At 65.2% G+C, this 26,281-nt stretch carries 20 protein-coding genes and 1 pseudogene; 12 read left to right on the top strand and 9 right to left on the bottom strand.

Features of this window, described 5'->3' with window-relative positions:
* Positions 1-259: 259 nt before the first annotated feature.
* The 3 genes from DIE23_RS31240 to DIE23_RS31250 form a co-directional block, all read right to left on the bottom strand.
* The gene (locus DIE23_RS31240; RefSeq protein WP_096506837.1) at positions 260-517 is read right to left on the bottom strand and encodes a DNA-binding protein; all 258 of its coding nucleotides are present in this window, start codon (positions 515-517) and stop codon (positions 260-262) included.
* A gap of 137 nt (positions 518-654) precedes the next feature.
* Positions 655-936 (bottom strand): hypothetical protein, encoded by a 282-nt coding sequence (locus DIE23_RS31245; protein WP_124615678.1) that lies wholly within the window; start codon positions 934-936, stop codon positions 655-657.
* A 222-nt stretch (positions 937-1,158) separates the two neighbouring features.
* Entirely contained in the window at positions 1,159-1,875 is a 717-nt protein-coding gene (locus tag DIE23_RS31250) for a YdcF family protein (RefSeq protein ID WP_124615766.1), read from the bottom strand.
* Between the two features lie 157 nt (positions 1,876-2,032).
* Between DIE23_RS31250 and DIE23_RS31255 the strand changes: the two genes are divergently transcribed.
* Positions 2,033-2,350 carry a hypothetical protein gene (locus tag DIE23_RS31255; RefSeq protein ID WP_059510817.1) on the top strand — a complete coding sequence of 106 codons (318 nt, stop codon included), beginning with the start codon at positions 2,033-2,035 and terminating at the stop codon, positions 2,348-2,350.
* Positions 2,351-2,534: 184 nt separating this feature from the next.
* Here DIE23_RS31255 and DIE23_RS31260 read toward each other — a convergent pair whose 3' ends face one another.
* Positions 2,535-2,786 carry a hypothetical protein gene (locus DIE23_RS31260; protein ID WP_124615680.1) on the bottom strand — a complete coding sequence of 84 codons (252 nt, stop codon included), beginning with the start codon at positions 2,784-2,786 and terminating at the stop codon, positions 2,535-2,537.
* A gap of 205 nt (positions 2,787-2,991) precedes the next feature.
* A pseudogene (locus DIE23_RS31265) lies at positions 2,992-3,387 on the bottom strand (transposase); the annotation flags it as partial.
* Between the two features lie 430 nt (positions 3,388-3,817).
* Here DIE23_RS31265 and DIE23_RS31270 point away from each other — a divergent pair.
* From DIE23_RS31270 to truB, 9 genes are all read left to right on the top strand, one after another.
* On the top strand, positions 3,818-4,720 hold the full coding sequence (locus tag DIE23_RS31270) for a LysR family transcriptional regulator (RefSeq protein ID WP_124615683.1): 903 nt from the start codon (positions 3,818-3,820) through the stop codon (positions 4,718-4,720).
* Between the two features lie 64 nt (positions 4,721-4,784).
* Positions 4,785-5,987 (top strand): pyridoxal phosphate-dependent aminotransferase, encoded by a 1,203-nt coding sequence (locus DIE23_RS31275; RefSeq protein ID WP_124615685.1) that lies wholly within the window; start codon positions 4,785-4,787, stop codon positions 5,985-5,987.
* Between the two features lie 272 nt (positions 5,988-6,259).
* The gene (scpB, locus tag DIE23_RS31280; RefSeq protein WP_124615687.1) at positions 6,260-7,282 is read left to right on the top strand and encodes an SMC-Scp complex subunit ScpB; all 1,023 of its coding nucleotides are present in this window, start codon (positions 6,260-6,262) and stop codon (positions 7,280-7,282) included.
* Positions 7,283-7,342: 60 nt separating this feature from the next.
* Complete coding sequence (gene rluB, locus DIE23_RS31285; RefSeq protein ID WP_124615689.1) at positions 7,343-9,058, top strand: 23S rRNA pseudouridine(2605) synthase RluB; 1,716 nt, start codon at positions 7,343-7,345, stop codon at positions 9,056-9,058.
* 416 nt (positions 9,059-9,474) lie between these two features.
* Positions 9,475-9,933, top strand: a complete 459-nt coding sequence (gene rimP / locus DIE23_RS31290; RefSeq protein WP_014897219.1) for a ribosome maturation factor RimP — start codon at positions 9,475-9,477, stop codon at positions 9,931-9,933.
* The gene (nusA, locus tag DIE23_RS31295; RefSeq protein WP_124615691.1) at positions 9,933-11,408 is read left to right on the top strand and encodes a transcription termination factor NusA; all 1,476 of its coding nucleotides are present in this window, start codon (positions 9,933-9,935) and stop codon (positions 11,406-11,408) included. Before rimP ends, nusA begins: the two co-directional genes overlap by 1 nt.
* Positions 11,409-11,499: 91 nt before the next feature.
* Positions 11,500-14,421: a translation initiation factor IF-2 gene (infB, locus tag DIE23_RS31300; protein ID WP_124615693.1), complete on the top strand. Its 2,922-nt coding sequence runs from the start codon at positions 11,500-11,502 to the stop codon at positions 14,419-14,421.
* 113 nt (positions 14,422-14,534) lie between these two features.
* Positions 14,535-14,933: a 30S ribosome-binding factor RbfA gene (gene rbfA / locus DIE23_RS31305; protein ID WP_124615695.1), complete on the top strand. Its 399-nt coding sequence runs from the start codon at positions 14,535-14,537 to the stop codon at positions 14,931-14,933.
* 13 nt (positions 14,934-14,946) lie between these two features.
* Positions 14,947-15,879 (top strand): tRNA pseudouridine(55) synthase TruB, encoded by a 933-nt coding sequence (gene truB / locus DIE23_RS31310; protein WP_124615696.1) that lies wholly within the window; start codon positions 14,947-14,949, stop codon positions 15,877-15,879.
* 85 nt (positions 15,880-15,964) lie between these two features.
* On the opposite strand, the gene DIE23_RS31315 is transcribed toward truB, so the two are convergent.
* The 4 genes from DIE23_RS31315 to DIE23_RS31330 form a co-directional block, all read right to left on the bottom strand.
* Positions 15,965-17,524, bottom strand: a complete 1,560-nt coding sequence (locus tag DIE23_RS31315; RefSeq protein ID WP_057924316.1) for a DHA2 family efflux MFS transporter permease subunit — start codon at positions 17,522-17,524, stop codon at positions 15,965-15,967.
* Positions 17,525-17,552: 28 nt separating this feature from the next.
* Positions 17,553-18,770: an HlyD family secretion protein gene (locus DIE23_RS31320; RefSeq protein WP_124615698.1), complete on the bottom strand. Its 1,218-nt coding sequence runs from the start codon at positions 18,768-18,770 to the stop codon at positions 17,553-17,555.
* A 52-nt stretch (positions 18,771-18,822) separates the two neighbouring features.
* On the bottom strand, positions 18,823-20,319 hold the full coding sequence (locus DIE23_RS31325; protein WP_124615700.1) for an efflux transporter outer membrane subunit: 1,497 nt from the start codon (positions 20,317-20,319) through the stop codon (positions 18,823-18,825).
* 84 nt (positions 20,320-20,403) lie between these two features.
* On the bottom strand, positions 20,404-20,898 hold the full coding sequence (locus DIE23_RS31330; RefSeq protein ID WP_124615702.1) for a MarR family winged helix-turn-helix transcriptional regulator: 495 nt from the start codon (positions 20,896-20,898) through the stop codon (positions 20,404-20,406).
* A 333-nt stretch (positions 20,899-21,231) separates the two neighbouring features.
* On the opposite strand from DIE23_RS31330, the gene typA reads away from it, so the two are divergent.
* Positions 21,232-23,058 carry a translational GTPase TypA gene (gene typA, locus DIE23_RS31335; RefSeq protein WP_124615704.1) on the top strand — a complete coding sequence of 609 codons (1,827 nt, stop codon included), beginning with the start codon at positions 21,232-21,234 and terminating at the stop codon, positions 23,056-23,058.
* A gap of 313 nt (positions 23,059-23,371) precedes the next feature.
* Positions 23,372-26,236, top strand: a complete 2,865-nt coding sequence (locus DIE23_RS31340; protein ID WP_124615706.1) for a 2-oxoglutarate dehydrogenase E1 component — start codon at positions 23,372-23,374, stop codon at positions 26,234-26,236.
* Positions 26,237-26,281 lie beyond the last annotated feature (45 nt).

A 26,281-nucleotide genomic window follows, 5' to 3' on the forward strand; every position in this document is an offset into this window, starting at 1 on the left:
GACTGCGACTGGGGGCGAGAATCATGCCGGGCCTGGCTGGCCAAAGCCCCAATTATCGGGGCGTGAAGATAGTAACGGGGGCGGCGTGGTTCGTATCCACCGAGCGCCGGTGGAGCCAGGTCGCGTTGGCCGTGTATGCGCGTCCCGCCTAATCGCGAAACGGCCGCGGACTGGATCGATCGACCCGGGAACCGCGTGCCGCCGAAGCTCGCGTGAGCAGGGTGGTGCGGCCGGGCGCGTTGCCGGCCGCCGCGACGCGTCAGTGCGACGCGCTGGGTACGTCGAGAATCAGGATGATCGTCCAGTCGGCATCGCCGTCGTGGTGATACTGGCGTTCAGCGACGATGAACGGTTGCTGCTTGCCTTGCGGGCCGAGGAAAAGCACGTCGCCCTCCATCGGCAGGCACTCGATCGGCGGCAGCGCGAGGAAGGCGTCCTCCGAGCCGCGCGGCATCAGTTGTTTGATCTTGCGAGTGGCTGCTTCGGTCCACTCGATGTCGAGTTGAATGTTGCTCATGCTGTCCTCCGCACCGGGGTGCGCACGGGTGGAAAATTTCGGTGCGCGACTTTAGCACAGCGCGCGGGCGCCGCAACCAAAAAAGCCGAACCCGGTTGCCCGGATTCGGCTTTTTCGCTTGTGCGGTGCCGCCGAACTTACTGGCTGGCAGCGTCTGCCGGAGCGGCCTTGGCGGCCTTCTTGCCAGCCTTCTTCGCTGCCTTGTGGTGAGCAGCCTTCTTGCCGTGGTGTTGCTCTTCCTGCGCCGCCGGCTGTGTGGCCTCGGCTGCTTGTTGCTGTTGCAGTGCCTGTGCGCGCTGCTCGATCTCGGCGATCTTGGCCGGGTCGGTGATGGTCTGGATTTGCGTGCTCTCTTGCGCATACGCTGCGCCAGTCAGCGCCGACATCGCGACCAGAATAGCCAGGGACGTCTTCTTCATTGCTTTACCTCCGCTAAGTGGTGATGAACCCGAATGTTGCCGTTTCGTCTGGCGACTGCAATCGAGTGCGTGTCGAGTGTAACAAAAGTGACGGATCAATGTGCATCGGATCGCGGCGCAGCGCAAGGCCCCGTTGAAGTCGCGCAACACTTCGGGCATTCCGTCATGTGCATGCCATCCCGGGCGGTTTCGTCGTTTTCGCCTTCGGCGCACGCATTGCCATCAAAACCAGCCGAGCCATCGATAGACGTGGAATTGCGCGATGCCGATCAGCTCGTGCAACGCCTGATCTGCGTCTTCCAGATTGCGCCAACGGGGTAGCCAGCCCGTTTGCGCGCGCCGGCGGTTCGAATAAACGGGTTGCGGATCGATGCCGAAACGGCGGAAATCGAGCAATGCGCGGCGCATCTGATAGGACGACGCGACGAGAATGCGCGTGTCGTCATGTTGTGAGCGTAGTATAGATGCAGTGAATTTCGCATTTTCGTAGGTGGTACGGCTGTTCGGCTCGAGAACGAGGTCGCCGCAAGTGACGCCCTCCGCGACCAGCCGGCGCCCGTAGACGGCCGCCTCGGTTTCGCCGTGATGTTGCGGGTCGCCGCCCGACATCACCACGGTGCAGCGGGTGGCCTGCTGCCGGCACGTGCGGTAGAGCGCCGCGGTCGTGCGGATGCGTGCTTCCCCGTCGGGAGGCGCTCGCAGGCCGGTGTCGCTGCGCCGCGTGCCGGCGCCGATGATGATCAGCGTGGTCCGGCCGTGCATGTCGGGCTGCTCGACCGGTGTCACGCCTGCCTCGGTCCACGCGATGAGCGGCGCGGCGAGCCAGCCTGTCGCGAGCAGCCAGAACAGCGCAATGCTCGCGATCGCGATGAGTCGCCGCCGCTTGCGGCAGAGCATGAAACCGATGAAGAGAAGTACAAATGAATCGAACAGAATCAATTTGATTGGGGTATGGTGTCTTTTTATGGACGGCTGACGATCCGGCCCTGACGCGACGCCGAACGTCGGCCTCCAGAATCGGTGGCGGTATCGGCGGGCGGAGCTCCCGCCCGGCGCGCCGCTTCGCATTGTCGCTGCACTTTAAGAAAGAATCGAGATGGCCACGTATTCCAACGAAGCGGTGCTCGACGCATTGAGACGAGTGCAGTACCGCCAGGTACCGTGGGCGCGCCGCCCGGGTGTGTTCGAGTATCTCCGGTCGCTGGGGCTGATGGACACGGTCAGGCAGAAGACCGTTGCACCTGCACCGGGTTTTCATGCGCCGGTCGATATCGCCGTGCTGACCGATAGTGGTCGGGCCGAATGCGCGCGCCTCGAGCGCGACGAGAAATTACTTTCCTGGACCGATCGCCGTATGGACGACTACGCATTGAGCGAAGCGAGCGCCGTGGCGATTCTCGAAAGCCGCCTGTAGCGGTGCACGCTTGCTCTCGCGTGCCGCCCACTGGCGGCATCCCAAAAAAAAGCCCGTATCGCGAGGATACGGGCGTACCGGATACTTTTGCTGTTGCCACGCTGTGCTCATGGCAACAGATGTGACTCGTCGCATGTCGAGCAGTTCCCGAATCCGGTAATTTTCTTTGACGAAATCCTGCGGACTACGGATGACGCGGCAGGTCGGACGGCTGCGAGCCAATGCGCGCACGCGCGTTGCTGGCGATGTCTCCGCGCAAATCGCCGCGCGGCACGGTCTGCCGGTTGGGTGGCGTGACGGGAGATTGCTGGCGAAGGGTGTTCCGATGATCCTGCTGGCGGTGGGGCGGCTTCGCGCGATCGTCGGCGCGAGCGGGGGCGGTCAGCGCCAGCGAAATGACAATGCCGCATGCGACGAGCAGTGACATTGGTTTCATGGCGGGGCTCCCTTCAAGCCATCGGCGCGGCTTGTTGATATTTCGCTAAGGTAAGCGTGGGAGTGCAGGCCTGCTGTAAATAATGGTAAATAGATGTATCGCGGCACGACAGCGGTAATCGACGACGGCGCGGGCGCCGTGCAAGGCGCGTGGCGCTGAAAGAAACCGGGCGGCCGAAGCCGCCCGATCGAGCATTCATGCGTTACGCCATCTTCACGGGGGCGCGCCAGGATTCCGGGTTGGTCCAGAAGGCGCCGCGCAGCCGGTCGCGGCTCGGCGGTGCGGGCGGCTTCGTCGCGCTCGCCCCGATGCGCCCGCGCAGCGAGATCTGGCGGCCGCTCGTGCCGAGTCGCTTGACGATTTCGGCGAGCGTGCCGTCTGCCTGCCATTCGTCGAAGCGACGGCGGCAGGTCGGCGGCGACGGATAGCGGCCCGGCAGCTTCGACCAGCCTTCACCCGTCGACAGTACCCACAGCACGGCGTTTACCACCGAACGGGCCTCCACGCGGGGACGGCCGCGCCGTTCACTGCGTGCGGGTTCCGAGCAAAACAGACCCTCGACCAGCGCCCACTCGTTATCTCTCAAATCGTCGAACAGCATCATGTCCTCACCTCAGCGAAGCTAACTCCGGTGCGCTGCCCTGCGCCGCGCACTCTTCAAGCACTCGAGCGTCGAGTGCCGGGTGGGGGCGTCCGGTTGGCCGGCAGCGGCGTTTCTGCCTTCCGCCCGACTAAACCTGCGCCCTGTGCGCCAGATAAAGCACGATATGTGCCACGTCGGAGGCGATTCCCTCGAGAGCCGCTTGGCAGCGGGCTAACGGCTAAGTCAGCTAGGGGCGTATAAGACGCCAAAATAGCCCGCCAGCAAATCAGGACAATCACCAATCTTGTGCAATTCGCCCGTGCCACGTGCGTTAGCGCGGATATTGCACCGCAGCGAAACATGTGCGGCCGGTGCCGGATTCGCACATCGAAGCCGATCTCGCGCATTAAAATCGCGCATCGGTATCGACGATTGATGAGGTGAGGGGATGAACGTTACGCTGCGCCAGCTTCGCGTATTCATCGAGGTTGCGCGGCTCCGGAGCTTCAGCCGCGCGGGCGACGAGATCGGGCTCACGCAGTCCGCGGTCAGCCGTTGCGTGCGCGAACTCGAGGCCGAGCTCGGGCTGAAGCTGATCGACCGGACGACGCGCGACGTGCAGTTGACCGACGTCGGGGCGAACCTGATCGCGAGCGTGTCCCGCCTGATCGACGATCTCGACGACACGCTGCGCGAGATTCGCGAGATCGGCGAGCAGCGGCGAGGGCGCGTGATCGTTGCCGCGAGCCCGACGATCGCGTGCCGGCTGATGCCGCGCGTCGTCGCGTCGTGCGAGCGCCAGTTCCCGTTCGTCACGCTCGGCCTGCGTGACGACGTGCAAAGCGACGTGCTGCGCAAGGTGAAGTCGAGCGAGGTCGATTTCGGCGTCGTCATCGGGCCGCTCACGGTTGCCGATCTCGTGTGCGAACCGTTGATGACCGACTCGTTCTGCCTGGTCGCGCGCGCCGATCATCCGCTCGCGGCGCGGGCCGAGGTGCCGTGGACGGCGCTCGACGGCGAGCGTCTCGTCCTGCTCGACCATGCGTCCGGAAGCCGGCCGCTGATCGACGCCGCGCTGGCCGCCCATCGGGTGAATGCGACGGTCATGCAGGAGCTCGGGCATTCGGCGACGGTATTCGGACTCGTCGAAGCCGGCGTCGGCGTGAGCGTGCAGCCGTGGCTGTCGCTGCCGCTGCCGGCCGGATCGACGCTGGTCGCGCGGCCACTGACGCCACGTACCGAACGCACGGTCGAGCTGGTGCGCCGCCGCGACCGCTCGCTGTCGCCCGCCGCGCAGGCGATCTGGGAGCTCGCGCGCCAGATGCCGGCGAGGGCCGAGGATCTCGACTGAGGGTGCGGATCCGGCGTGCACGCCGGTACACTACGCGGATCGTGTTCCTCGGTGGCGGTTCTCGATGACGCATTCCGCAGATGTCGGCCCGGCAACGGGCGAGCCGGCGGCACGCAGCGCAGTCCAGGCGCTGCGCCCGTCGCTGATCAGGGAAGTGGCGAACGCCGGCTTCGGCGTGTCCGACGTGCTGCCGTTCTGGTTCGGTGAATCCGATCGCGTGACGCCGGCATTCATTCGCGACGCGGCTGCCGCGGCGCTGCGCGACGGCGCAACCTTTTATACGCACAACCTCGGCACGGTACCGCTGCGCAACGCAATTGCGGCTTACGTCAGCGCACGTCACGGCGCGACGGCGGCCGATACGATCGCCGTGACGAGTTCGGGCGTGAGCGCGCTGATGCTGGCCGCGCAGTTGCTGGTCGGTCCGGGCGATCGCGTCGTCGCGGTCACGCCGCTCTGGCCGAACCTCGTCGAGATTCCGAAGATCCTCGGTGCACAAGTCGAATGCGTGCCGCTCCGCCATCGCGATGCGGGCTGGCGGCTCGACGTCGACCGGCTGCTCGCGGCGCTGACGCCCGGCACGCGGATGCTGTTCGTCAACTCGCCGAACAATCCGACCGGCTGGACGATGTCCCGCGACGACCAACGGGCCGTGCTTGCTCATTGCCGGCGCCACGGCATCTGGGTGGTCGCCGACGAGGTGTACGAACGGCTCGCGTTCGGCACGGACGGCGCACCATCGTTCCTCGATATCGCGTCGCGCGCCGAGCGGGTAATCGTCGTGAATTCGTTTTCGAAGGCCTGGGCGATGACGGGCTGGCGGCTCGGATGGCTGGTCGCGCCGGCATCGGTCATGGGCGATCTGTCGAAGCTGGTCGAATACAACACGTCGTGCGCGCCGGGTTTCATCCAGGCCGCGGGCGAAGTCGCGCTGCGCGACGGCGAGCCGTTCGTGCAGTCGTTCGTCGCCGCACTGCGCGGCGCGCGTGACCATCTGGTTGCCGCGCTGCGCACGTTGCCGGGCGTCGACGTGCCGCCTCCGTCTGGCGCGATGTACCTGTTCCTGCGCTTGCCGGGCGCGGACGACAGTCTCGCGTTCTGCAAGTCGCTGGTGCGCGAGGCCGGGCTCGGACTGGCGCCGGGACGCGCCTTCGGTCCGGAGGGGGAAGGGTTCGTGCGCTGGTGCTACGCGTGCGATCCGGCGCGGCTCGATGCGGGCGTCGAGCGCTTGCGGGCGTTCCTTGCGCGCGGCGCGGGCCTGCATTGAAACGGGGACGAAGCGCCTGCGGCGTGCGGGCGGCGGGCCGTTCGGCTCATCTTTACGCACAGGGCAATTTTGCGTAAGATGGCGTTCAGTCACGCGGTTCCGTCGTTGAGCCGTGCTGTTCCGTCCGGTTTGGGCCTGGCTTGAAGTTGGTTCGCCGCCCCCGGTTCGTGCTCCCATCAATATGACCGATCAGAATCGGGCGAGCGCGTCTTCCGTTCCTTTCGTCTGTTTGTTGATCCGGTTCGTTTGACCACAGGGTCTGGCCTAGCTGCATGAATACCCAAGAGGCGAAGATCGTCCTCGAGACTGCTTTGATCTGCGCGCAGGAACCGCTGAAGCTCGGCGATTTGCGCAAGCTCTTTGCCGACGGCGTGTCGGCTGACACGGTCCGCACGTTGCTCGAAGATCTGAAACAGGATTGGTCCGGCCGCGGTGTCGAACTGGTGGCGCTGGCAACCGGATGGCGCTTTCAGAGCAAGCCGGCGATGCGCCATTATCTGGACCGACTGCATCCCGAGAAGCCGCCGAAATATTCGCGCGCGGTGCTCGAAACGCTCGCGATCATTGCGTATCGGCAGCCCGTCACGCGCGGCGACATCGAAGAGATTCGCGGCGTCACGGTCAATACGCAGGTGGTCAAGCAGCTTGAGGATCGCGGCTGGATCGAGGTGATCGGGCATCGCGACGTGCCGGGCCGTCCGGCGCTGTACGCGACGACCAAGCAGTTCCTCGACGATCTCGGCCTGAAGGCGCTTGACGACCTGCCGGCGCTCGAGGAGCCGGCCGCGAACATCGAGGCCGCGCTGCTCGCGCAGCAGGCGATGGATTTCGACGGCGAAGCGCCGGTGGCGGACGCGATGCCGGAAGCCGGCGAAGCGGCGGCCGACGAGCCGCACATGCAGCCGGATGAATTGCCGGGCGACGCCGCAACGGAAGTTACGTCGACGCAGGAAATGCCGAACCGCGATACGCTGGAAGCTGATCGCGTTCAGATGGAACAGGGCGGCGCCGAAGCAGCGCCGGCCGGCGGGCAGCCCGAGCCGCTGCGCTCGGAATGGAACGAGGAAGATCGCAAGCCGGCCGCCGACGTGGTTGCCGGAGACGGAGCGGAAGCGGCCGGCGACATGCCGGGCGAGGCTGGCCAGGCCGACGCCTCACGCTCCCGTCCCGCGGACGGCGAGTTGCTGGACGATACGTCCGACAGCCTCGCCGATGCCGTACGCAGTGCCAGCGCGCCCATCGGCGCCGACGCGCTGCCGGACGACGAAGCAGAACCCGAACAGCGCCGCGCCTGATCGCGGCCGACTTCTTGCCGCGCCCGAGTCGGGCGCGAGACCTGACATTTTGAGGTTGTTTTGACTGATATCCACGATATTGAATCGTCCGCGCCTGCCGTGCAGGCCGCGCGTGCCGACGATGCGCCGGAGCAGGACGCTCCGGCCGCGGGTGGTGACGAGCGTCCCCGCCGTGGCCTGCGGCGTGGCCCGCGCAGCCTGATAGCGCGTCGCCGCGCGGCGGCCAAGTCGAAGGGCGATGGCGAGTCGCAGGGCGGCGAAGGCGCGGACGCGCAGCCGGCCGAGGCGGCGGAAGCGCAGCCCGCGCGTGCGCCGCGCAAGGAAGGCGCGGCCAAAGGCGGCCGCAAGCCGGCCGGCAAGCGCGAAGGCGCGGCCAAGGGTGCTCAGGGCGGGCAAGGCGGTCAGGGACGGCGCGGCGGTTCGGCGAAGGCCGAAGGCGGCGCGGCGAAGGCCGACGGCGACGCAGCGTCGCAAGACGATCTGTTCGCGTATGTGACGTCGCCTGCATTCGACGCGGACAACTCGGCGGGCGGCAGCGGCGTGCGTGCGCCGATGCTGCGCCGCGGCCGCAGCCAGCCGACGAACAAGCGCGTGCTGTCGCCGGACGACGACGCACCGAAGCTTCACAAGGTGCTCGCGGAAGCCGGCATGGGCTCGCGCCGCGAAATGGAAGAGCTGATCGTCGCCGGCCGCGTGTCGGTGAACGGTGAGCCCGCGCACATCGGCCAGCGCATCATGCCGACCGACCAGGTCCGCATCAACGGCAAGCCGGTCAAGCGCAAGCTGCCGAACAAGCCGCCGCGCGTGCTGCTGTACCACAAGCCGACGGGCGAAATCGTCAGCCACGCGGACCCGGAAGGTCGTCCGTCGGTGTTTGACCGCCTGCCGCCGATGAAGACGGCGAAGTGGCTCGCGGTGGGCCGACTCGACTTCAACACCGAAGGTCTGCTGATGCTGACGACGTCGGGCGATCTCGCGAACCGCTTCATGCATCCGCGCTACAGCGTCGAGCGTGAGTATGCGGTGCGCGTCGTCGGCGAGCTGTCGGAAGGGATGCGGCAGAAGCTGCTGCATGGTGTCGAGCTCGATGACGGCCCGGCGAACTTTCTGCGCATCCGCGACGGCGGCGGCGAAGGCACGAACCACTGGTATCACGTTGCGCTGGCCGAAGGCCGCAACCGCGAAGTGCGCCGGATGTTCGAAGCGGCCGGCCTGATGGTGAGCCGCCTGATCCGTACGCGCCACGGTCCGATCCCGCTGCCGCGCGGCCTGAAGCGTGGTCGCTGGGAAGAGCTCGACGAGGCGCAGGTGCGCAAGCTGATGGCGACCGTCGGCCTGAAGGCGCCGTCCGAGGAAAAGGGCAAGCGCGGTGGTAGCGGGCAGGCCGAGCGCCGCCAGCCGGATCCGATGCAGACGTCGATGGGCTTCATCGGCCGCGAGCCGGTGCTGACGGCGCATGGTCAGCTCGACCAGCCGCGTCGCGGTGGCGGCCGGCGCGGCGCCCCGGGTCTGCCGGGCCTGAGCGGCTACGGCAGCCTGCCGGTTTCGCCGTCGGGCCATGGCAACCGCTCGGGTGGCGGTCGCGATGTCGACGGCAATCGCGCGTCGTATGGCGCAGGCCCCAAGCGTGAAGGCGCTGGCGCCAAGCGCGGCGGCGGCAAGGGCGGCAACCGTAATCCCAACGGCAATCGCGCCGAAGGCGCCGGCAACGGCGGTGGTGGTGGCGGTGCGCGCGGCGGCCAGCGTCCGCAACGCAATCGCTCGCGCGGTCGCTGAGCGTTTCTGGCGTACGGCGGCGTGAAGTCGCCGGTGTGCCGGCGAAATCGACGTGAGTCCGGTTGGGTCGGCACTTCGCCTTGCGTGGGTTGCTTTTGACTGTATATATCGCGCTGCCGGATTGTGCCGCTTGGTCGGACAGTCCGGTTTCGCATTTTTAGTCGGTAAAGGCGGGCTGGACGCTGCTTTTACCGGCTGGCTTGGCGTTTGCGCCAAAAATCGCTATAATCGCGGAGTCGCTGGGCGTACGGATTCAATGTGCGGCTCAGGTGCGACCACCAGTAAGAAGATGGGCGTTCCGCCCATTTTTTTTTGCTGAAACGGTTAGGCATCTCGGGTAGCGCTTCCTGCGCCGGCTAAGGCGCGCGCCCGCGGGTGAATCGCGAGCGGCGGGCGCGAACACCTGAGAGGACACTGTGCAACTGACGGAACTGATAGAAACCACGGTCACCGGGCTCGGCTACGAGCTGGTGGATCTCGAGCGCACCGGGCGCGGCATGCTTTGCATCTATATCGATCAGCCTGCCGGCATCTCGCTCGAAGATTGCGAAAAGGTCACGCGTCAGCTCCAGCACGTCTTGACGGTCGAAAACATCGATTACGAACGGCTCGAAGTCTCGTCCCCGGGGCTCGACCGCCCGTTGAAGAAGCTGGCCGACTTCGAGCGCTTCGCCGGCAGCGAAGTTTCCGTGACCTTGAAAAAGCCGCTGGACGGGCGCAAGACGTACCGGGGCATTCTGCACGCGCCGAATGGCGAAACGATCGGTTTGGAATTTGAGAGGAAGAAGGGCGAGGCGGCCATGCTGGATTTCACGCTGGCCGATATCGACAAAGCCCGCCTGATTCCGCAAGTTGACTTTAGGAGCCGCAAATAATGAGTCGCGAAGTGTTGATGCTGGTGGATGCGCTGGCGCGCGAGAAAAACGTCGACAAGGATGTGGTGCTGGGCGCCCTCGAGGCTGCGCTCGCTTCCGCTTCCAAGAAGCTGTTCGACGAAGGCGCCGAAATCCGCGTCCATATCGATCGCGAAAGCGGCGAGCACGAAACCTTCCGTCGCTGGCTCGTCGTGCCCGACGAGGCAGGCTTGCAGGAGCCGGATCGCGAGATCCTGCTGTTCGAAGCACGTGAGCAGAAGCCCGACGTCGAAGTCGGCGAGTTCATTGAGGAGCCGGTGCCGTCGATCGAGTTCGGCCGTATCGGTGCGCAGGCCGCGAAGCAGGTGATCCTGCAGAAGGTGCGCGATGCCGAACGCGAGCAGATCCTGAACGATTACCTCGAGCGCGGCGAAAAGATCATGACGGGCACGGTGAAGCGCCTCGACAAGGGCAACTTCATCGTCGAATCGGGCCGTGTCGAGGCGCTGCTGCGTCGCGATCAGTTGATCCCGAAGGAAAACCTGCGCGTGGGCGACCGCGTGCGTGCATACATCGCGAAGGTCGACCGCACCGCGCGCGGCCCGCAGATCGAACTCTCGCGCACGGCGCCCGAGTTTCTGATGAAGCTGTTCGAGATGGAAGTGCCGGAAATCGAGCAGGGTCTGCTCGAGATCAAGGCAGCCGCTCGCGATCCGGGCGTGCGCGCGAAGATCGGCGTGATCGCCTACGACAAGCGGATCGATCCGATCGGCACCTGCGTCGGCATCCGCGGCTCCCGCGTGCAGGCCGTGCGCAACGAGCTCGGTGGCGAAAACATCGACATCGTGCTATGGTCCGAGGATCCCGCCCAGTTCGTGATCGGCGCGCTCGCGCCGGCAGCCGTCCAGTCGATCGTCGTCGATGAAGAAAAGCACTCGATGGACGTCGTCGTCGACGAGAACGAGCTGGCTGTCGCGATCGGCCGCAGCGGTCAGAACGTTCGCCTTGCCAGCGAATTGACCGGCTGGCAGATCAACATCATGACGCCGGACGAATCCGCCCTGAAGCAGGGTGAGGAGCGCGACCGACTGCGTTCGCTGTTCATGGCGCGTCTCGACGTCGACGAAGAAGTTGCCGACATCCTGATCGACGAAGGCTTCACGAGCCTCGAAGAGATCGCTTACGTGCCGCTCAACGAAATGCTCGAGATCGAGGCGTTCGACGAGGACACCGTGCACGAGCTGCGCAACCGCGCACGCGACGCACTGTTGACGATGGCGATCGCGAACGAAGAAAAGGTCGAAAACGCAGCGCTGGATTTGAAGGGCCTCGACGGCATCACGCCGGAGTTGCTCGCGAAGCTGGCCGAACGCGGCATGCAGACGCGCGACGATCTCGCCGAGCTGGCCGTGGATGAACTGGTCGACATGACCGGGATGGAAGAGGATGCCGCTAAGGCGTTGATCATGAAAGCACGTGAACACTGGTTCCAGTGAGAAATGACCATGGCGCACTGATTTGATGGCGGCCGTATGGCCTGACCCGATGCTAACCGCAAGGAATCGGTCCTTGCACTAAGAGGAATGAATGGCGAGTAACAACGTAGCCCAATTTGCCGCGGAACTGAAAATGCCTGCTGGTGTGCTGCTCGAACAGCTGCAGGCAGCGGGCGTCCAGAAAGCGAGTGAAGACGATGCGCTGTCCGAGGCGGACAAGGCGCGTCTGCTCGATCATTTGCGCAAGTCGCACGGCGCAACCGACGGCGACAAGCGCAAGATCACGCTGACCCGCAAGCATACGTCGGAGATCAAGCAGTCTGACGCGACGGGCAAGGCTCGCACCATTCAGGTCGAGGTCCGCAAGAAGCGTACGTTTGTCAAGCGCGACGACGTGGCCGAGGGTGCGGAACAGGGTCAGGCGCAGGTCGCCGAAGCGGACGACGATGCAGAACTGAAGCGTCGCGAGGAAGAAGCGCGTCGCGAGGCCGAACTGCTCGAGAAGCAGGCGCAGGAGCTGCGCGAGCGCCAGGAGCGCCTCGAGCGCGAGGAAGCCGAGCGCCGCGCCCGCGAGGAAGCGGCCGAAGCCGAGCGCCGCCGTGCCGAGGAAGAAGCGGCGGCGAAGCGTGCCGCGGCCGAAGCCGCAGCGGCGCAGCAGGCTGCTGCCCAGCAGGCCGCCGAGGCCCAGCAGGAAGCAGTCGGTGCACAGTCCGCGCAGGACGAAGCACGCGCGGCCGCCGAACGTGCGGCCCAGCGCGAAGCGGCGAAGAAGGCCGAGGATGCTGCACGCGAGGCGGCGGACAAGGCGCGTGCCGAGCAGGAAGAGATCAGCAAGCGTCGCGCGGCGGCAGAAGCCGAAGCACGCGCGATCCGCGAAATGATGAACACGCCGCGCAAGGCCGTGGTCAAGGCAGTCGAGCCGCCGAAGCCGGTGGAACCGCCGAAGCCGGCCGAAGCGAAGGGCACGCTGCACAAGCCGGCCAAGCCGGCAGGCGCAGGCGCGCAGGCACGTCCGGCCGTGAAGAAGCCGGCCGGCGCAGCGCCGGCGACGACGCAGGCGCCGGCAGGCGCGGGCGACCGCAACAAGAAGCCGGGCGGCGGCAAGGGTGGCTGGCAGGACGACGCGGCCAAGCGCCGTGGCATCAAGACGCGCGGCGACTCGAGCGGCGGCGTCGACCGCGGCTGGCGCGGCGGCCCGAAGGGTCGTGGCCGTCACCAGGACAGCGCATCGACGTTCCAGGCACCGACCGAACCGATCGTGCGTGAAGTGCACGTGCCGGAAACCGTCTCGGTTGCCGATCTCGCGCACAAGATGTCGATCAAGGCCTCCGAAGTCATCAAGGTGATGATGAAGATGGGCCAGATGGTCACGATCAACCAGGTGCTGGACCAGGAAACGGCGATGATCGTCGTCGAGGAACTGGGCCACCGCGCGGTTGCCGCGAAGCTGGACGATCCGGAAGCGCTGCTGGTCGAAGGTGAGACCGGTACCGATGCGGAGCAACTGCCGCGTCCGCCGGTCGTCACGGTGATGGGTCACGTCGACCACGGCAAGACCTCGCTGCTCGACCACATCCGCCGCGCGAAGGTCGCAGCGGGCGAAGCGGGCGGCATTACGCAGCACATCGGCGCATACCACGTCGAAACGCCGCGCGGCGTCATCACGTTCCTCGATACGCCGGGTCACGAGGCGTTCACGGCAATGCGTGCACGCGGCGCGAAGGCGACCGACATCGTGGTGCTGGTGGTGGCTGCCGACGACGGCGTGATGCCGCAGACGAAGGAAGCCATCGCCCACGCGAAGGCGGGTGGCGTGCCGATCGTCGTGGCGATCAACAAGATCGACAAGCCGGAAGCGAACCCGGACCGCGTCAAGCAGGAACTGGTCGCGGAAGGCGTCGTGCCGGAAGAATACGGTGGCGATTCGCCGTTCGTGCCGGTGTCGGCCAAGACGGGCGCCGGTATCGACGACCTGCTCGAGAACGTGCTGCTGCAGGCCGAAGTGCTGGAACTGAAGGCACCGGTCGAGGCGCCGGCCAAGGGCATCGTGATCGAAGCGAAGCTGGACAAGGGCAAGGGCCCGGTCGCGACGATCCTGGTGCAGTCCGGTACGCTGAACCGCGGCGACATCGTGCTGGCAGGCACGGCCTATGGCCGCGTGCGCGCGATGCTCGACGAGAACGGCAAGCCGACGAAGGAAGCCGGCCCGTCGATTCCGGTCGAAATCCAGGGTCTGTCGGAAGTGCCGGGTGCAGGCGAGGAAGTGATCGTGCTGCCGGACGAGCGCAAGGCGCGCGAAATCGCACTGTTCCGCCAGGGCAAGTTCCGCGACGTCAAGCTGGCGAAGCAGCAGGCCGCGAAGCTGGAAAGCATGCTCGAGCAGATGGGCGAAGGCGAAGTGCAGAACCTGCCGCTCATCATCAAGGCGGACGTGCAGGGCTCGCAGGAAGCGCTCGTGCAGTCGCTGCTCAAGCTGTCGACCGACGAAGTGCGCGTGCAGATCGTGCACAGCGCGGTGGGTGGCATCAGCGAGAACGACGTCAACCTGGCAACGGCATCGAAGGCGGTCATCATCGGCTTCAACACGCGTGCGGATGCACAGGCGCGCAAGCTGGCCGAAGCGAACGGTATCGACATTCGCTACTACAACATCATCTACGACGCAGTGGATGAGGTGAAGGCCGCGATGTCGGGCATGCTGGCGCCGGAGAAGCGCGAAGTCGTGACCGGCATGGTCGAGGTGCGCCAGGTGTTCAAGGTGCCGAAGGTCGGTACGGTTGCCGGTTGTATGGTCACCGACGGTATCGTCAAGCGCTCGTCGTCGGTTCGCGTGCTGCGCAACAACGTCGTGATCTTCACGGGCGAACTCGAATCGCTGAAGCGCTTCAAGGACGACGTGAAGGAAGTCAAGCAAGGCTTCGAGTGCGGTATGTCGGTGAAGAACTTCAACGACATCATCGAAGGCGACCAGTTCGAGGTCTTCGAAGTGACCGAAGTCGCACGTACGCTGTAATCGTCGCGTATCGGCTCATGGGGCGGGGCAGGCTTGGGCCTGTCCCGCCCATTTTCATGGTGGCGTGCCAACGGCGCGCCGCTTTATCCTGATAAACGGATCACGGATCGATCATGTCCAGGAAACGTACTTCCCCCAATCGCAACGTTCAGATTGCCGACCAGATTCAGCGCGATCTGTCCGAACTCATCATGCGCGAGGTCAAGGACCCGCGCATCGGTATCGTGACCATCCAGAGCGTCGAACTCACGCCGGACTATGCGCACGCGAAGGTCTATTTCACGGCGCTCACCGGCGATCCGGACAAGACGCAGGAAGCGCTGAATCATGCGTCGGGCCACCTGCACAACCTGCTGTTCAAGCGCCTGCACATTCATACGGTGCCGACGCTGCATTTCCATTACGACCAGACGATCGAGAAGGCCGTGGAAATGTCGCGTCTGATCAAGGAAGCCAACTCGACACGCGCGAAGGACGACGACGAAGCCGACGTGCCCGCGAAGGACGATTGAGCGCGCGCGCCCTATGACGACTGCAGCCCCCCAGCGTCCACGCGTGCCGCGGCGCGCGCTGGACGGCGTCCTCCTGCTCGACAAGCCGGTCGGTCTGTCGAGCAACGACGCCCTGATTCGCGCGAAGCGCCTGCTCCTCGCGAAGAAAGCCGGCCATACCGGTACGCTCGATCCGCTGGCCTCGGGCCTGTTGCCGCTGTGCTTCGGCGAGGCCACGAAGTTCTCGCAGGACTTGCTGGAAGCGGACAAGACCTACGAAGCGACGATGCGTCTCGGCGTGCGCACGACCACCGGCGACGCGGAAGGCGACGTGCTCGACACGCGCGCCGTCGAATGCGACCGGCCGGCGGTGGAGGCGGCACTCGCGCGCTTTACCGGCGAGATCGTGCAGGTGCCGCCGATGTATTCGGCGCTCAAGCGCGACGGCAAGCCGCTATACGAATATGCGCGCGCGGGCCAGACCGTCGAACGGGAAGGTCGCAACGTGACGATCCATGCGCTCGACCTGCTGGCCTGCGAACTGCCGGACGTGACGTTTCGTGTGACCTGCAGCAAGGGCACGTATGTGCGCACGCTCGCCGAAGATATCGGTGAAGCGCTCGGTTGTGGCGCGCATCTGACGATGCTGCGCCGCACGGGTGTCGGCGCGCTGACGCTCGAACACGCGGTGACGCTTGACGCGCTGTCCGATGCCGCTGAAGCGGCGCGCGACGCGTGGCTCCAGCCGGTCGACGCGCTGTTGTCGACGTTTCCGCTGGTGCGTCTCGACGAAGCCTGCGCGAAGCGGTTCCTGCACGGCCAGCGCTTGCCGCTGTCGGCGCTCGATTCGATCGACGCGGCGGAGGGCGAGCGTGTGCGCGTGTACGACGCGGTACGCCTGCTCGGCGTGGCTCGCAAGGCCAACGGCGTGCTCGCACCCGAACGCCTCGTCGTGACGGCTGCATGATATGCGGCGCGCAAGCGCCGTCGGCACGAAAAAAGCCCGGTCGTCGACCGGGCTTTTTGTTGGGGCGCGTGTTCGAGCTTGACGCTCAGTGTGCAGCCGATGCCGCCGCACCCGCATCGCCGCCGCCCGCGCGTTCGGGCTTCGTGATCCAGATCAGCCCGATCAGCAGCACGAAGATCGCGGCCGAGATGTAGAACAGATCGTTCACGCCGAGTTGCGCGGCCTGCTGCGTGGCCATGTTGTTGATGAGGCCGTGCGCCTGGTCCTGCGTCAGCCCGAGGTTGCCCATCTGCGTGACGGCTTGGTTGAAAGTCGGGTTGTACGGGTTGGTCTGCTCGACCAGCTGCGCGTGGTGGAAGTTGTTCCGGTGGTCCCACGCGGTCTGGAAGATCGACGTGCCGATGCCGCCGCACATGATCCGAACGAAGTTCGACAGGCCCGATGCCGCGGGAATGCGGTGGCCGGGCAGGCCGGACAGCGTGATCGATACGAGCGGGATGAAGAAGCCGGCCATCGCGATGCCTTGCACGAGCGTCGGCAGCGTCAGCGACCACTCGTCGACACCGGTGGTGTAGCGCGAGCGCATCCAGAAGCACAGCGCGAACGTCAGGAATGCGGCGGTCGCGATGTAGCGCGGGTCCGTACGCGGCAGGAACTTGCCGGTGAGCGGCGACAGCAGGATCGCGAACAGCCCGACGGGCGCCATCACGAGGCCGGCATCGGTCGCCGTGTAGCCGATCTGGGTCTGCAGCCACAGCGGCAGCAGCACGAGGTTGCCGAAGTAGAGCCCGTAGCCGACCGCGAGCGCGATCGTGCCGCCCGTGAAGTTGCGCATGCGGAATAGCGACAGGTCGACGACCGGATGTTCGGCGGTCAGTTCCCAGATCACGAAGAACGCGAACGAGATGACCGCGATCAGCGCGAGCGCGATGATCGTCGTCGACGCGAACCAGTCGAGATCCTTGCCCTTGTCGAGCATGATCTGCAGCGAGCCGACCCACAGCACGAGCAGCGCGAGGCCGACGCCGTCGATCGGCGCGCGGCGCACCGTCGATTCGCGCGTGCGATAGATCGACCACGTGGCCAGCGCGGCAGCGATACCGACCGGGATGTTCACGTAGAAAATCCACGGCCACGAATAGTTGTCCGAGATCCAGCCGCCGAGGATCGGGCCCGCGACCGGTGCGATCAGCGTCGTCATCGACCATAGCGCGAGCGCCATCGGCGCCTTCGCGCGAGGGTAGCTCGACAGCAGCAGCGATTGTGACAGCGGAATCATCGGCCCGGCGACCGCGCCCTGGAGCACGCGCGACGCGAGCAGGAACGGCAGGCTCGGCGCCAGCCCGCACATCCACGACGAGATGACGAACAGGATGATCGACGCGAGGAACAGGCGGACCTGGCCGAAGCGGTCGGTCAGCCAGCCCGTCAGCGGCACGGAGATCGCGTTCGCGACCGCGAATGACGTGATGACCCATGTACCCTGGTCGGACGACACGCCGAGATCGCCCGAGATGGTCGGGATCGCGACGTTCGCGATGGACGTGTCTAGCACATTCATGAACACCGCGAGCGATACCGCGATCGTTCCGAGTACGAGTTGCCCGCCCTGCAGGGGCGGGTGGGAGACGGGAGCCTGTGCCATGTCGGTAGTTTTTCCGGAGTCGGAGCCGTTACATCATCTTCGCGGCGCCGTTCGACTTCGCCGCGGCCGGTGCCGTCGCGTTGCCGCCGGCGTTCTCGGCGATGATGCGCGCGATCTCGGCGTCGGCTTCGTCGCCGTACTTCGCGAACACGTTCGTTTCGTAGACCGTGTTCTGCGCGTTGGCGAGCTGGTCGCCACGCTCGTCCTTGATGTTGACGTCGACCTGCATCGACAGGCCGATGCGCAGCGGATGCTTCTCGAGTTCCTTCGGATCGATCTCGATACGCACCGGCAGGCGCTGCACGACCTTGATCCAGTTGCCCGTCGCGTTCTGCGCCGGCAGCAGCGAGAACGCCGAACCCGTCCCGGCCGAGAAGCCGACGACCTTGCCGTGGTAGACGGCCGACGAGCCGTAGATGTCGGCGGTCAATTCGACCGGCTGGCCGATGCGCATGTGCTTGAGCTGGACTTCCTTGAAGTTCGCGTCGACCCACACCGCGTTCAGCGGCACGACCGACATCAGCGGGTTGCCCGGCGACACGCGCTGGCCGACCTGCACCGAGCGCTTCGCGACATAGCCGGTGACCGGCGCGGGCAGCACGTTACGCGCGTTCGCGAGGTACGCGTCGCGTACCTTCGCTGCCGCGGCCATCACGTTCGGGTGCGACGCGATCGTCGTGTTCGCGGTCAGTGCGCGGTTCGATGCGAGTTGCTGTTGCGCCGCGTCGACCGACGCCTGCGCGGCGCGCACCGCGTCACGTGCATGAGAGATTTCTTCCTGCGACACGGCGCCCGTTTGTGCGACGGCCATCCGGCGGCGCAGGTCGTCGTCCGCCTTCGACAGGTCGGACTGGCGCAGCGCGACTTGCGCGCGGTACTGATCGTCGTTGACGAACAGGCCGCGCACCTGGCGCACCGTCTGCGCGAGGTTGGCCTCGGCCTGCTGCAGCGCGACCTGCGAGTCGGCCGGGTCGAGCACGACCAGCGGATCGCCGGCCTTGACCGTCTGCGTATCGTCGGCCTTCACGGCGATCACGGTACCCGTGACCTGCGGCGTGATCTGCACGACGTTGCCGTTCACGTACGCGTCGTCGGTCTCTTCATGGAAGCGCGCGACGAGGAAGTAATACAGACCGTACGCGATGGCCGCGATCACGATGACCGCGATCAGCAGCGTCATCATCCGCTTGCGCTTCCCGTTGTTCTGCGGCTGTGCGCTGGCGGCGTTTTGTTGAGGGTCGCTCATGGCGATTTTCTCCGTCCGTTATTTCGAGTGTCTGCGTAGTAGTGGCGCCGGATCAGTTCGCGGCCTGGCTTGTCTGCTTGTCGGCGTCGGGCGCGGCGAGCCGCGTGCCGGTTGCGTCGAACCCGCCGCCAAGCGCCTTGATCAACGCGAACTGCATGTCGCGCCGGCGCATCTTCAGGTTGGTCACCGTCTGTTCCGATGCGAGGCGGTTGCTGTCTGCGGTCAGCACCTGGAGTTGCGGCGACAGGCCGGCCTTGTAGCGGATCACGGCGAGGTCGTACGCACGCGTCGACGCATCGAGCGCACGCTGGGCGTCGTCCATCTGGCGATCGACCGCGCGGATCGACGCGACCTGCGTCGCGACGTCGTTCAGCGCGCTGATCAGCGTCTGGTTGTAGTTCGCGACCGACAGGTCGAAGTCCGCATAGCGGCCCTTGAGCTGCGCGCGCAACGCACCGGCATCGAAGATCGGCAGGTGGATGGCCGGGCCGAACTGCGCCTGGCGGCTTGCGAAATTCAGGAATTTGCCCCAGCCGAACGCATCGAAGCCGAAGCCGGCCGCGAGGTTCACGTCGGGAAAGAATTCGGCCTTCGCTTCCTTCACGTCGTGCATCGCGGCCTCGACCTGCCAGCGCGCGGCGACGATGTCGGGGCGGCGCGACACGAGGTCGGCCGGCAGGTTGCCGGGCAGTGCGACTTCGCCGGTCGGGGTCACCACCGGCGCGGCGATCTGCAGCCCGCGGTCCGGACCCTTGCCGAGCAGCGCGGCGAGTTGGTAGCGCACGGTCGTGATCTGGCCGTCGAGGTCGGACAGGGACGCCTGGGTCGTCGCGATGTTGCCGCGCGCCGTCTGGCGTTCCACGTTGGTGTCGAGACCAGCCGACACGCGGCCGTCGGTGATCTTGCCGACCGTCTGGCGGTTGGTGATCTCGCGCTGCGCGATATCGCGCAGCGCATACAGTTGCGCGAGCGAGTTGTAGGTGCGGGCAACCGACGACGCGAGCGTGATGCGCGCCTGCTGCATGTCGGCTTCGGCGGCCTTTTCCTGCGACACGGCCATATGCAGGCGCTCGCGGTTCTTGCCCCACAGGTCGAGATCCCACGATGCGCTCGCGAGCGCGTTGTTCTCGCTGTACCACTGGCCGCCGAAAGGGGGTGGGAACAGTGCGTTCGACGAATACAGCTCGCGCGTCCACGAATAGCTGGCTTCGGCCTTCGGCATCAGGTTCGAGCGCGACGATTCGATGTACGACGACGCCTTCGCGATGCGCGCCTGCGCCTGGGCGATCGACGGGTTGCCCTGGAGCGCTTCGTCGATCAGTTTCGGCAGCTGCGGATCGCCGAACTGGTTGGCCCAGTCGAGCGCCGGCCACTGGCCGCCCTGGGCGGGCAGGCTCTGGGTGGTTTCGAATTGCGATGGGGGCGCGATCTGCTTGTCACTCTTTATGCCGATGTAGTTTGCGCAGCCCGCCAGCGCCAGCGCGGCAACCGCGGCGGCGACGGCGGCGCGGCACGACCCGGCGCGCACGGACAACGGGGAGGATTTCATCGCGCGGTTCCCTGGCTCGGAATGAATGATGGACACTGCAAGGATTTCCTTACATTAATCTGTCAAAAGTAATTGTTATGGCAACTATTGCGTGACGCTACCGCCCGCAGTCTCGCAGTAGTTGCTGAGAATGCGGCGCAGCATGCTCTTCAGGAAGCCGACTTCTTCGGGCGTAAACCCGTCCAGCAGTTCGTCGAGCACACTTCGGAACACCGGGGGCAGCCGCTCGGCAAGCGCGCGGCCTTCGTCGGTCAGCTCGAGGCGCACGACCCGCCGATCCTCGATGCTGCGCACTCGGGACAGCAGGCCGCGCTTCTCGACCCGGTCGAGCAGGCGGGTGACCGCGCTTGCGTCGATCCCGTATTCCCGCGCGAGCTCGGCGGCCGTCGAGCATTTGCCGACCGCGATCATGAACAGCATGCTCGCCTGCGTGCCCGTAATGCCGAGCTCTTCCTGCGTGCGCTGCGTGACGAGGTTGGTCATCGCCGATTTCACGCGTGACATCAGATAACCGACGCTGTCGTTCATCTGATACGAGGACAGTGGTGAAACGGGAGATTGGGAAGGAGAATCCGACATAAAACCCTGAGGCTGCAATAGTTGACTAGGCAGTAGTATAGGCACAATTGCTTGCCGCGGCAAATGTTAATCGAACGGGCAAGGGCGCGCTCCGTGGCCCGCAATTCCCTTGTCGGGTTCAGGGTCTTCGGCTCACGGGCGGCGATGCCGGCCGGTTTGCCTCGTTTGCAGCAAAGGGCAGCGAGGCATCGTTTGCAGCGTTGCAACCGCTGGTCCGGCTTTCGACATTCGTACGTGCTATAATTTGTGGCTTTCCAAGCTGCAACGCGCGCGCACGTGTCCCGGTGACTGACGAGCGTGCGCGTTTGCGCGTTCAACGATTTCCAGGTTTCTATGACCCGCGCCCTTCGCAACATCGCCATCATCGCTCACGTCGACCACGGCAAGACCACGCTCGTCGACCAACTGCTCCGCCAGTCCGGCACCTTCCGCGAGAACCAGCAGATTGCCGAGCGGGTGATGGACTCGAACGACATCGAAAAAGAGCGCGGGATCACGATTCTCGCGAAGAACTGCGCGGTCGAATATGAAGGCACGCACATCAACATCGTCGACACGCCGGGGCACGCGGACTTCGGTGGCGAGGTGGAGCGCGTGCTGTCGATGGTCGACTCGGTGCTGCTGCTCGTCGACGCCGTCGAAGGTCCGATGCCGCAGACGCGCTTCGTCACGAAGAAGGCGCTCGCGCTCGGCCTGAAGCCGATCGTCGTCGTCAACAAGATCGACCGTCCGGGCGCGCGGATCGACTGGGTCATCAACCAGACCTTCGACCTGTTCGACAAGCTCGGCGCGACCGAAGAGCAGCTCGACTTCCCGATCGTCTACGCATCGGGCCTGAACGGCTATGCGTCGCTCGATCCGGCGGCCCGCGAAGGCGACATGCGCCCGCTGTTCGAAGCGATCCTCGCGCACGTGCCGGTTCGCCCGGCTGATCCGGAAGCGCCGCTGCAGCTCCAGATCACGTCGCTCGACTACTCGACGTACGTCGGCAGGATCGGCGTCGGCCGCATTACGCGCGGCCGCATCAAGCCGGGTCAGCCGGTCGTGATGCGCTTCGGTCCGGAAGGAGACGTGCTGAACCGCAAGATCAACCAGGTGCTGTCGTTCAAGGGCCTCGAGCGCGTGCAGGTCGAGTCGGCCGAAGCCGGCGACATCGTGCTGATCAACGGTATTGAAGACGTCGGCATCGGCGCGACGATCTGCGCGGTCGATACGCCGGAAGCGCTGCCGATGATCACCGTCGACGAGCCGACGCTGACGATGAACTTCCTCGTCAACTCGTCGCCGCTGGCCGGCCGTGAAGGCAAGTTCGTGACGAGCCGACAGATCCGCGACCGCCTGATGAAGGAACTGAACCACAACGTCGCGCTGCGCGTGAAGGACACGGGCGACGAAACCGTTTTCGAAGTGTCGGGCCGCGGTGAACTGCACCTGACGATTCTCGTCGAGAACATGCGCCGCGAAGGCTATGAGCTCGCCGTGTCGCGCCCGCGCGTCGTGATGCAGGAAATCGACGGCGTACGGCACGAGCCGTACGAGCTGCTGACCGTCGACGTCGAGGACGAGCACCAGGGTGGCGTGATGGAGGAGCTCGGTCGCCGCAAGGGCGAGATGCTCGATATGGCGTCGGACGGCCGCGGCCGCACGCGTCTGGAATACAAGATCTCGGCGCGCGGCCTGATCGGTTTCCAGAGCGAATTCCTGACGCTGACGCGCGGCACGGGCCTGATGAGCCACATCTTCGACTCGTACGCACCGGTCAAGGACGGCTCGGTGTTCGAGCGCCGCAACGGCGTGCTGATCTCCCAGGACGACGGCGCGGCAGTGGCATACGCACTGTGGAAGCTCCAGGATCGCGGCCGCATGTTCGTGAAGCCGGGCGACGCGCTGTATGAGGGCATGATCATCGGCATCCACAGCCGCGACAACGACCTCGTCGTGAACCCGATCAAGGGCAAGCAGCTGACCAACGTGCGTGCGTCGGGTACCGACGAAGCCGTGCGTCTCGTGCCGCCGGTCCAGATGTCGCTCGAATACGCGGTCGAATTCATCGACGACGACGAGCTCGTGGAAGTGACGCCGCAGTCGATCCGCCTGCGCAAGCGCTTCCTGAAGGAGCACGAGCGTCGCCGCGCGAGCCGCGAAGGCGCGGTCGACTAAGTATCGTTCCCGTGCATGACGGAAAAGGCTGCCTTCGGGCGGCCTTTTTTGCTTCCGCCTGATGCGCAATCGGGCGGGCTGCAAAACACTGTTCCCGCGGGTCGTGGCAATCCGGCACAACCCCGTCGCGCGGTGCTTTCAGGCACATTTCGTCGTGAACTCCGGTAACGGTTCTGTGATATGCTGCGCGCACGCAAGTTTTAGGTCCTTCCAAGCAAGACTTGATTCGCAATCCGCTAAACGGTCAGGCCGTGTCGCGGAAGGTTGAGTAACCCGCTATTTCTCGAGAAGCTCGAAGAAAGGTGAGCGTAAAATGTCAGATGTAATGAAGCAGTTTCAGCTGAACTCCTATCTGTTCGGCGGCAATGCTTCGTACGTTGAAGAACTGTACGATGCATACCTCAACAATCCGGCATCGGTGCCGGAGAACTGGCGAGAGTATTTCGACGCGCTGCAGAACGTGCCTGCAACCGACGGCTCGAATGCCAATGACGTTGCTCATTTTCCGATCGTCGAATCGTTTGCCGAGCGTGCGAAGGCCAATGCCTTCATTCCGCGCGAAAGCACCAGCAATCTGGCGACCGCGCGCAAGCAGGTCCACGTCCAGTCCCTCATCAGCGCATATCGCTTCCTCGGCTCGCAATGGGCCAATCTGGATCCGCTGAAGCGTCGCGAACGTCCCGCCATTCCCGAACTCGAACCCGCGTTCTACGACTTCTCCGAAGGCGACCTCGACCAGACGTACAGCGCAAGCAACCTGTATTTTGGTTTCGACCAGGCTTCGCTGCGCGACATCGTCAAGGGCCTGCGTGATACGTATTGCGGCACGATCGGCGCCGAGTACATGTACATCAGCGATCCGGAGCAGAAGCGCTGGTGGCAGGAGCGCCTGGAGTCGACCCGCGCGACGCCGTCCTTCTCGATCGACAAGAAGAAGCACATCCTGAATCGCCTGACGGCAGCGGAAGGCCTTGAGCGCTATCTGCACACCAAGTACGTCGGCCAGAAGCGCTTCTCGCTCGAAGGCGGCGAAAGCTTCATCGCGGCGATGGACGAAGTCGTCCAGCACGCAGGCAAGACCGGTGTGCAGGAAATCATCATCGGCATGGCGCACCGCGGCCGCCTGAACGTGCTGGTCAATACGCTGGGCAAGATGCCGGCCGACCTGTTCGCCGAATTCGAAGGCAAGCACGTCGACGACCTGCCGGCCGGTGACGTGAAGTACCACAAGGGCTTCTCGTCGGACGTGTCGACCGAAGGCGGTCCGGTCCACCTGTCGCTCGCGTTCAACCCGTCGCACCTCGAAATCGTAAACCCGGTCGTCGAAGGTTCCGCGAAGGCGCGGATGGACCGTCGCGGCGACGAAGACGGCCTGCAAGTGCTGCCGGTGCAGATCCACGGCGACGCGGCCTTCGCTGGCCAGGGCGTCGTGATGGAAACGCTGAACCTCGCGCAGACGCGCGGTTACGGCACGCACGGCACGCTGCACATCGTCATCAACAACCAGATCGGCTTCACGACGTCCGACCCGCGCGACGCGCGCTCGACGCTGTACTGTACCGACGTGGTCAAGATGATCGAAGCGCCGGTGCTGCACGTGAACGGTGACGATCCGGAAGCCGTGGTGCTCGCGATCCAGATCGCGATCGACTACCGGATGCAGTTCCACAAGGATGTCGTGATCGACATCGTCTGCTTCCGCAAGCTGGGTCACAACGAGCAGGACACGCCGGCGGTCACGCAGCCGCTGATGTACAAGAAGATCGCGCAGCACCCGGGCACCCGTGCGCTGTACGCCGAGAAGCTCGTGCAGCAGGGCGTGATCACCGCCGAAGACGCCGACAGCTTCGTGAAGGCGTACCGCAAGGCGATGGACGACGGCCACCACACCGTCGATCCGGTCCTGTCGAACTACAAGAGCAAGTACGCGGTCGACTGGGTTCCGTTCCTGAACCGCAAGTGGACGGACGCAGCCGATACGGCCGTACCGCTCGCCGAACTGAAGCGTCTTGGTGAACGTATCACGACGGTCCCGGAAAACTTCAAGGTTCACCCGCTCGTCGAGCGCGTGATCAACGACCGCCGCAACATGGCGCGTGGCGACCAGCCGCTCGACTGGGGCATGGGCGAACACCTCGCATTCGCGTCGCTCGTCGCATCGGGCTACTCGGTGCGCCTGACGGGCCAGGACTCGGGCCGCGGCACGTTCACGCACCGTCACGCGGTGCTGCACGACCAGAACCGCGAGCGCTGGAACGACGGCACGTACGTGCCGCTGCAGAACATCGCCGAAGGTCAGGCGAAGTTCACGGTGATCGACTCGGTGCTGTCGGAAGAGGCGGTGCTGGGCTTCGAATACGGTTACTCGACAGCCGAGCCGAACACGCTCGTGCTGTGGGAAGCCCAGTTCGGCGACTTCGTCAACGGCGCGCAGGTCGTGATCGACCAGTTCATCTCGTCGGGCGAAGTGAAGTGGGGCCGCGTGTCGGGTCTCACGATGCTGCTGCCGCACGGCTACGAAGGCCAGGGTCCGGAACACTCGTCGACGCGTATCGAGCGTTTCCTGCAGCTGTGTGCCGATCACAACATGCAGGTCGTTCAACCGACGACGCCGGCGCAGATTTTCCACCTGCTGCGTCGCCAGATGATCCGACTGTTCCGCAAGCCGCTGATCGTCGCAACGCCGAAGTCGCTGCTGCGCCACAAGGAAGCGGTGTCGGACCTGTCGGAACTCGCGAAGGGTTCGTTCCAGCCGGTGCTGGGCGAAACCGACGGCGGCATCGACGCGAAGAAGGTCAAGCGCGTGCTGGCTTGCTCGGGCCGCGTGTACTACGACCTCGTCGCGCATCGCCGCGAAGCGAAGGCGAACGACGTCGCGATCATCCGTATCGAGCAGCTGTATCCGTTCGCGCACAAGCAGTTCGAAGCCGAAGTGAAGAAGTACGAGAACGCGACTGAAGTGGTCTGGGTGCAGGACGAGCCGCAGAACCAGGGCCCCTGGTTCTACGTCGAGCACCACCTGAAGGAAGGCATGAAGGAAGGGCAGAAGCTGGCATACAGCGGCCGTCCGGCTTCGGCCTCGCCGGCGGTTGGCTACTACGCGAAGCACTACGAGCAGCAGAAGGCCCTCATCGAAGGTGCGTTCGGCCGCCTGAAGAGCGCATCGATCGCGAAATAACCGACGGAAGCGAAACGGGAAGGCGCACTGCGCTTTCCCGTCTCT

The organism is Burkholderia sp. Bp9143, from assembly GCF_003853645.1.
Taxonomy (GTDB): Bacteria; Pseudomonadota; Gammaproteobacteria; order Burkholderiales; family Burkholderiaceae; genus Burkholderia.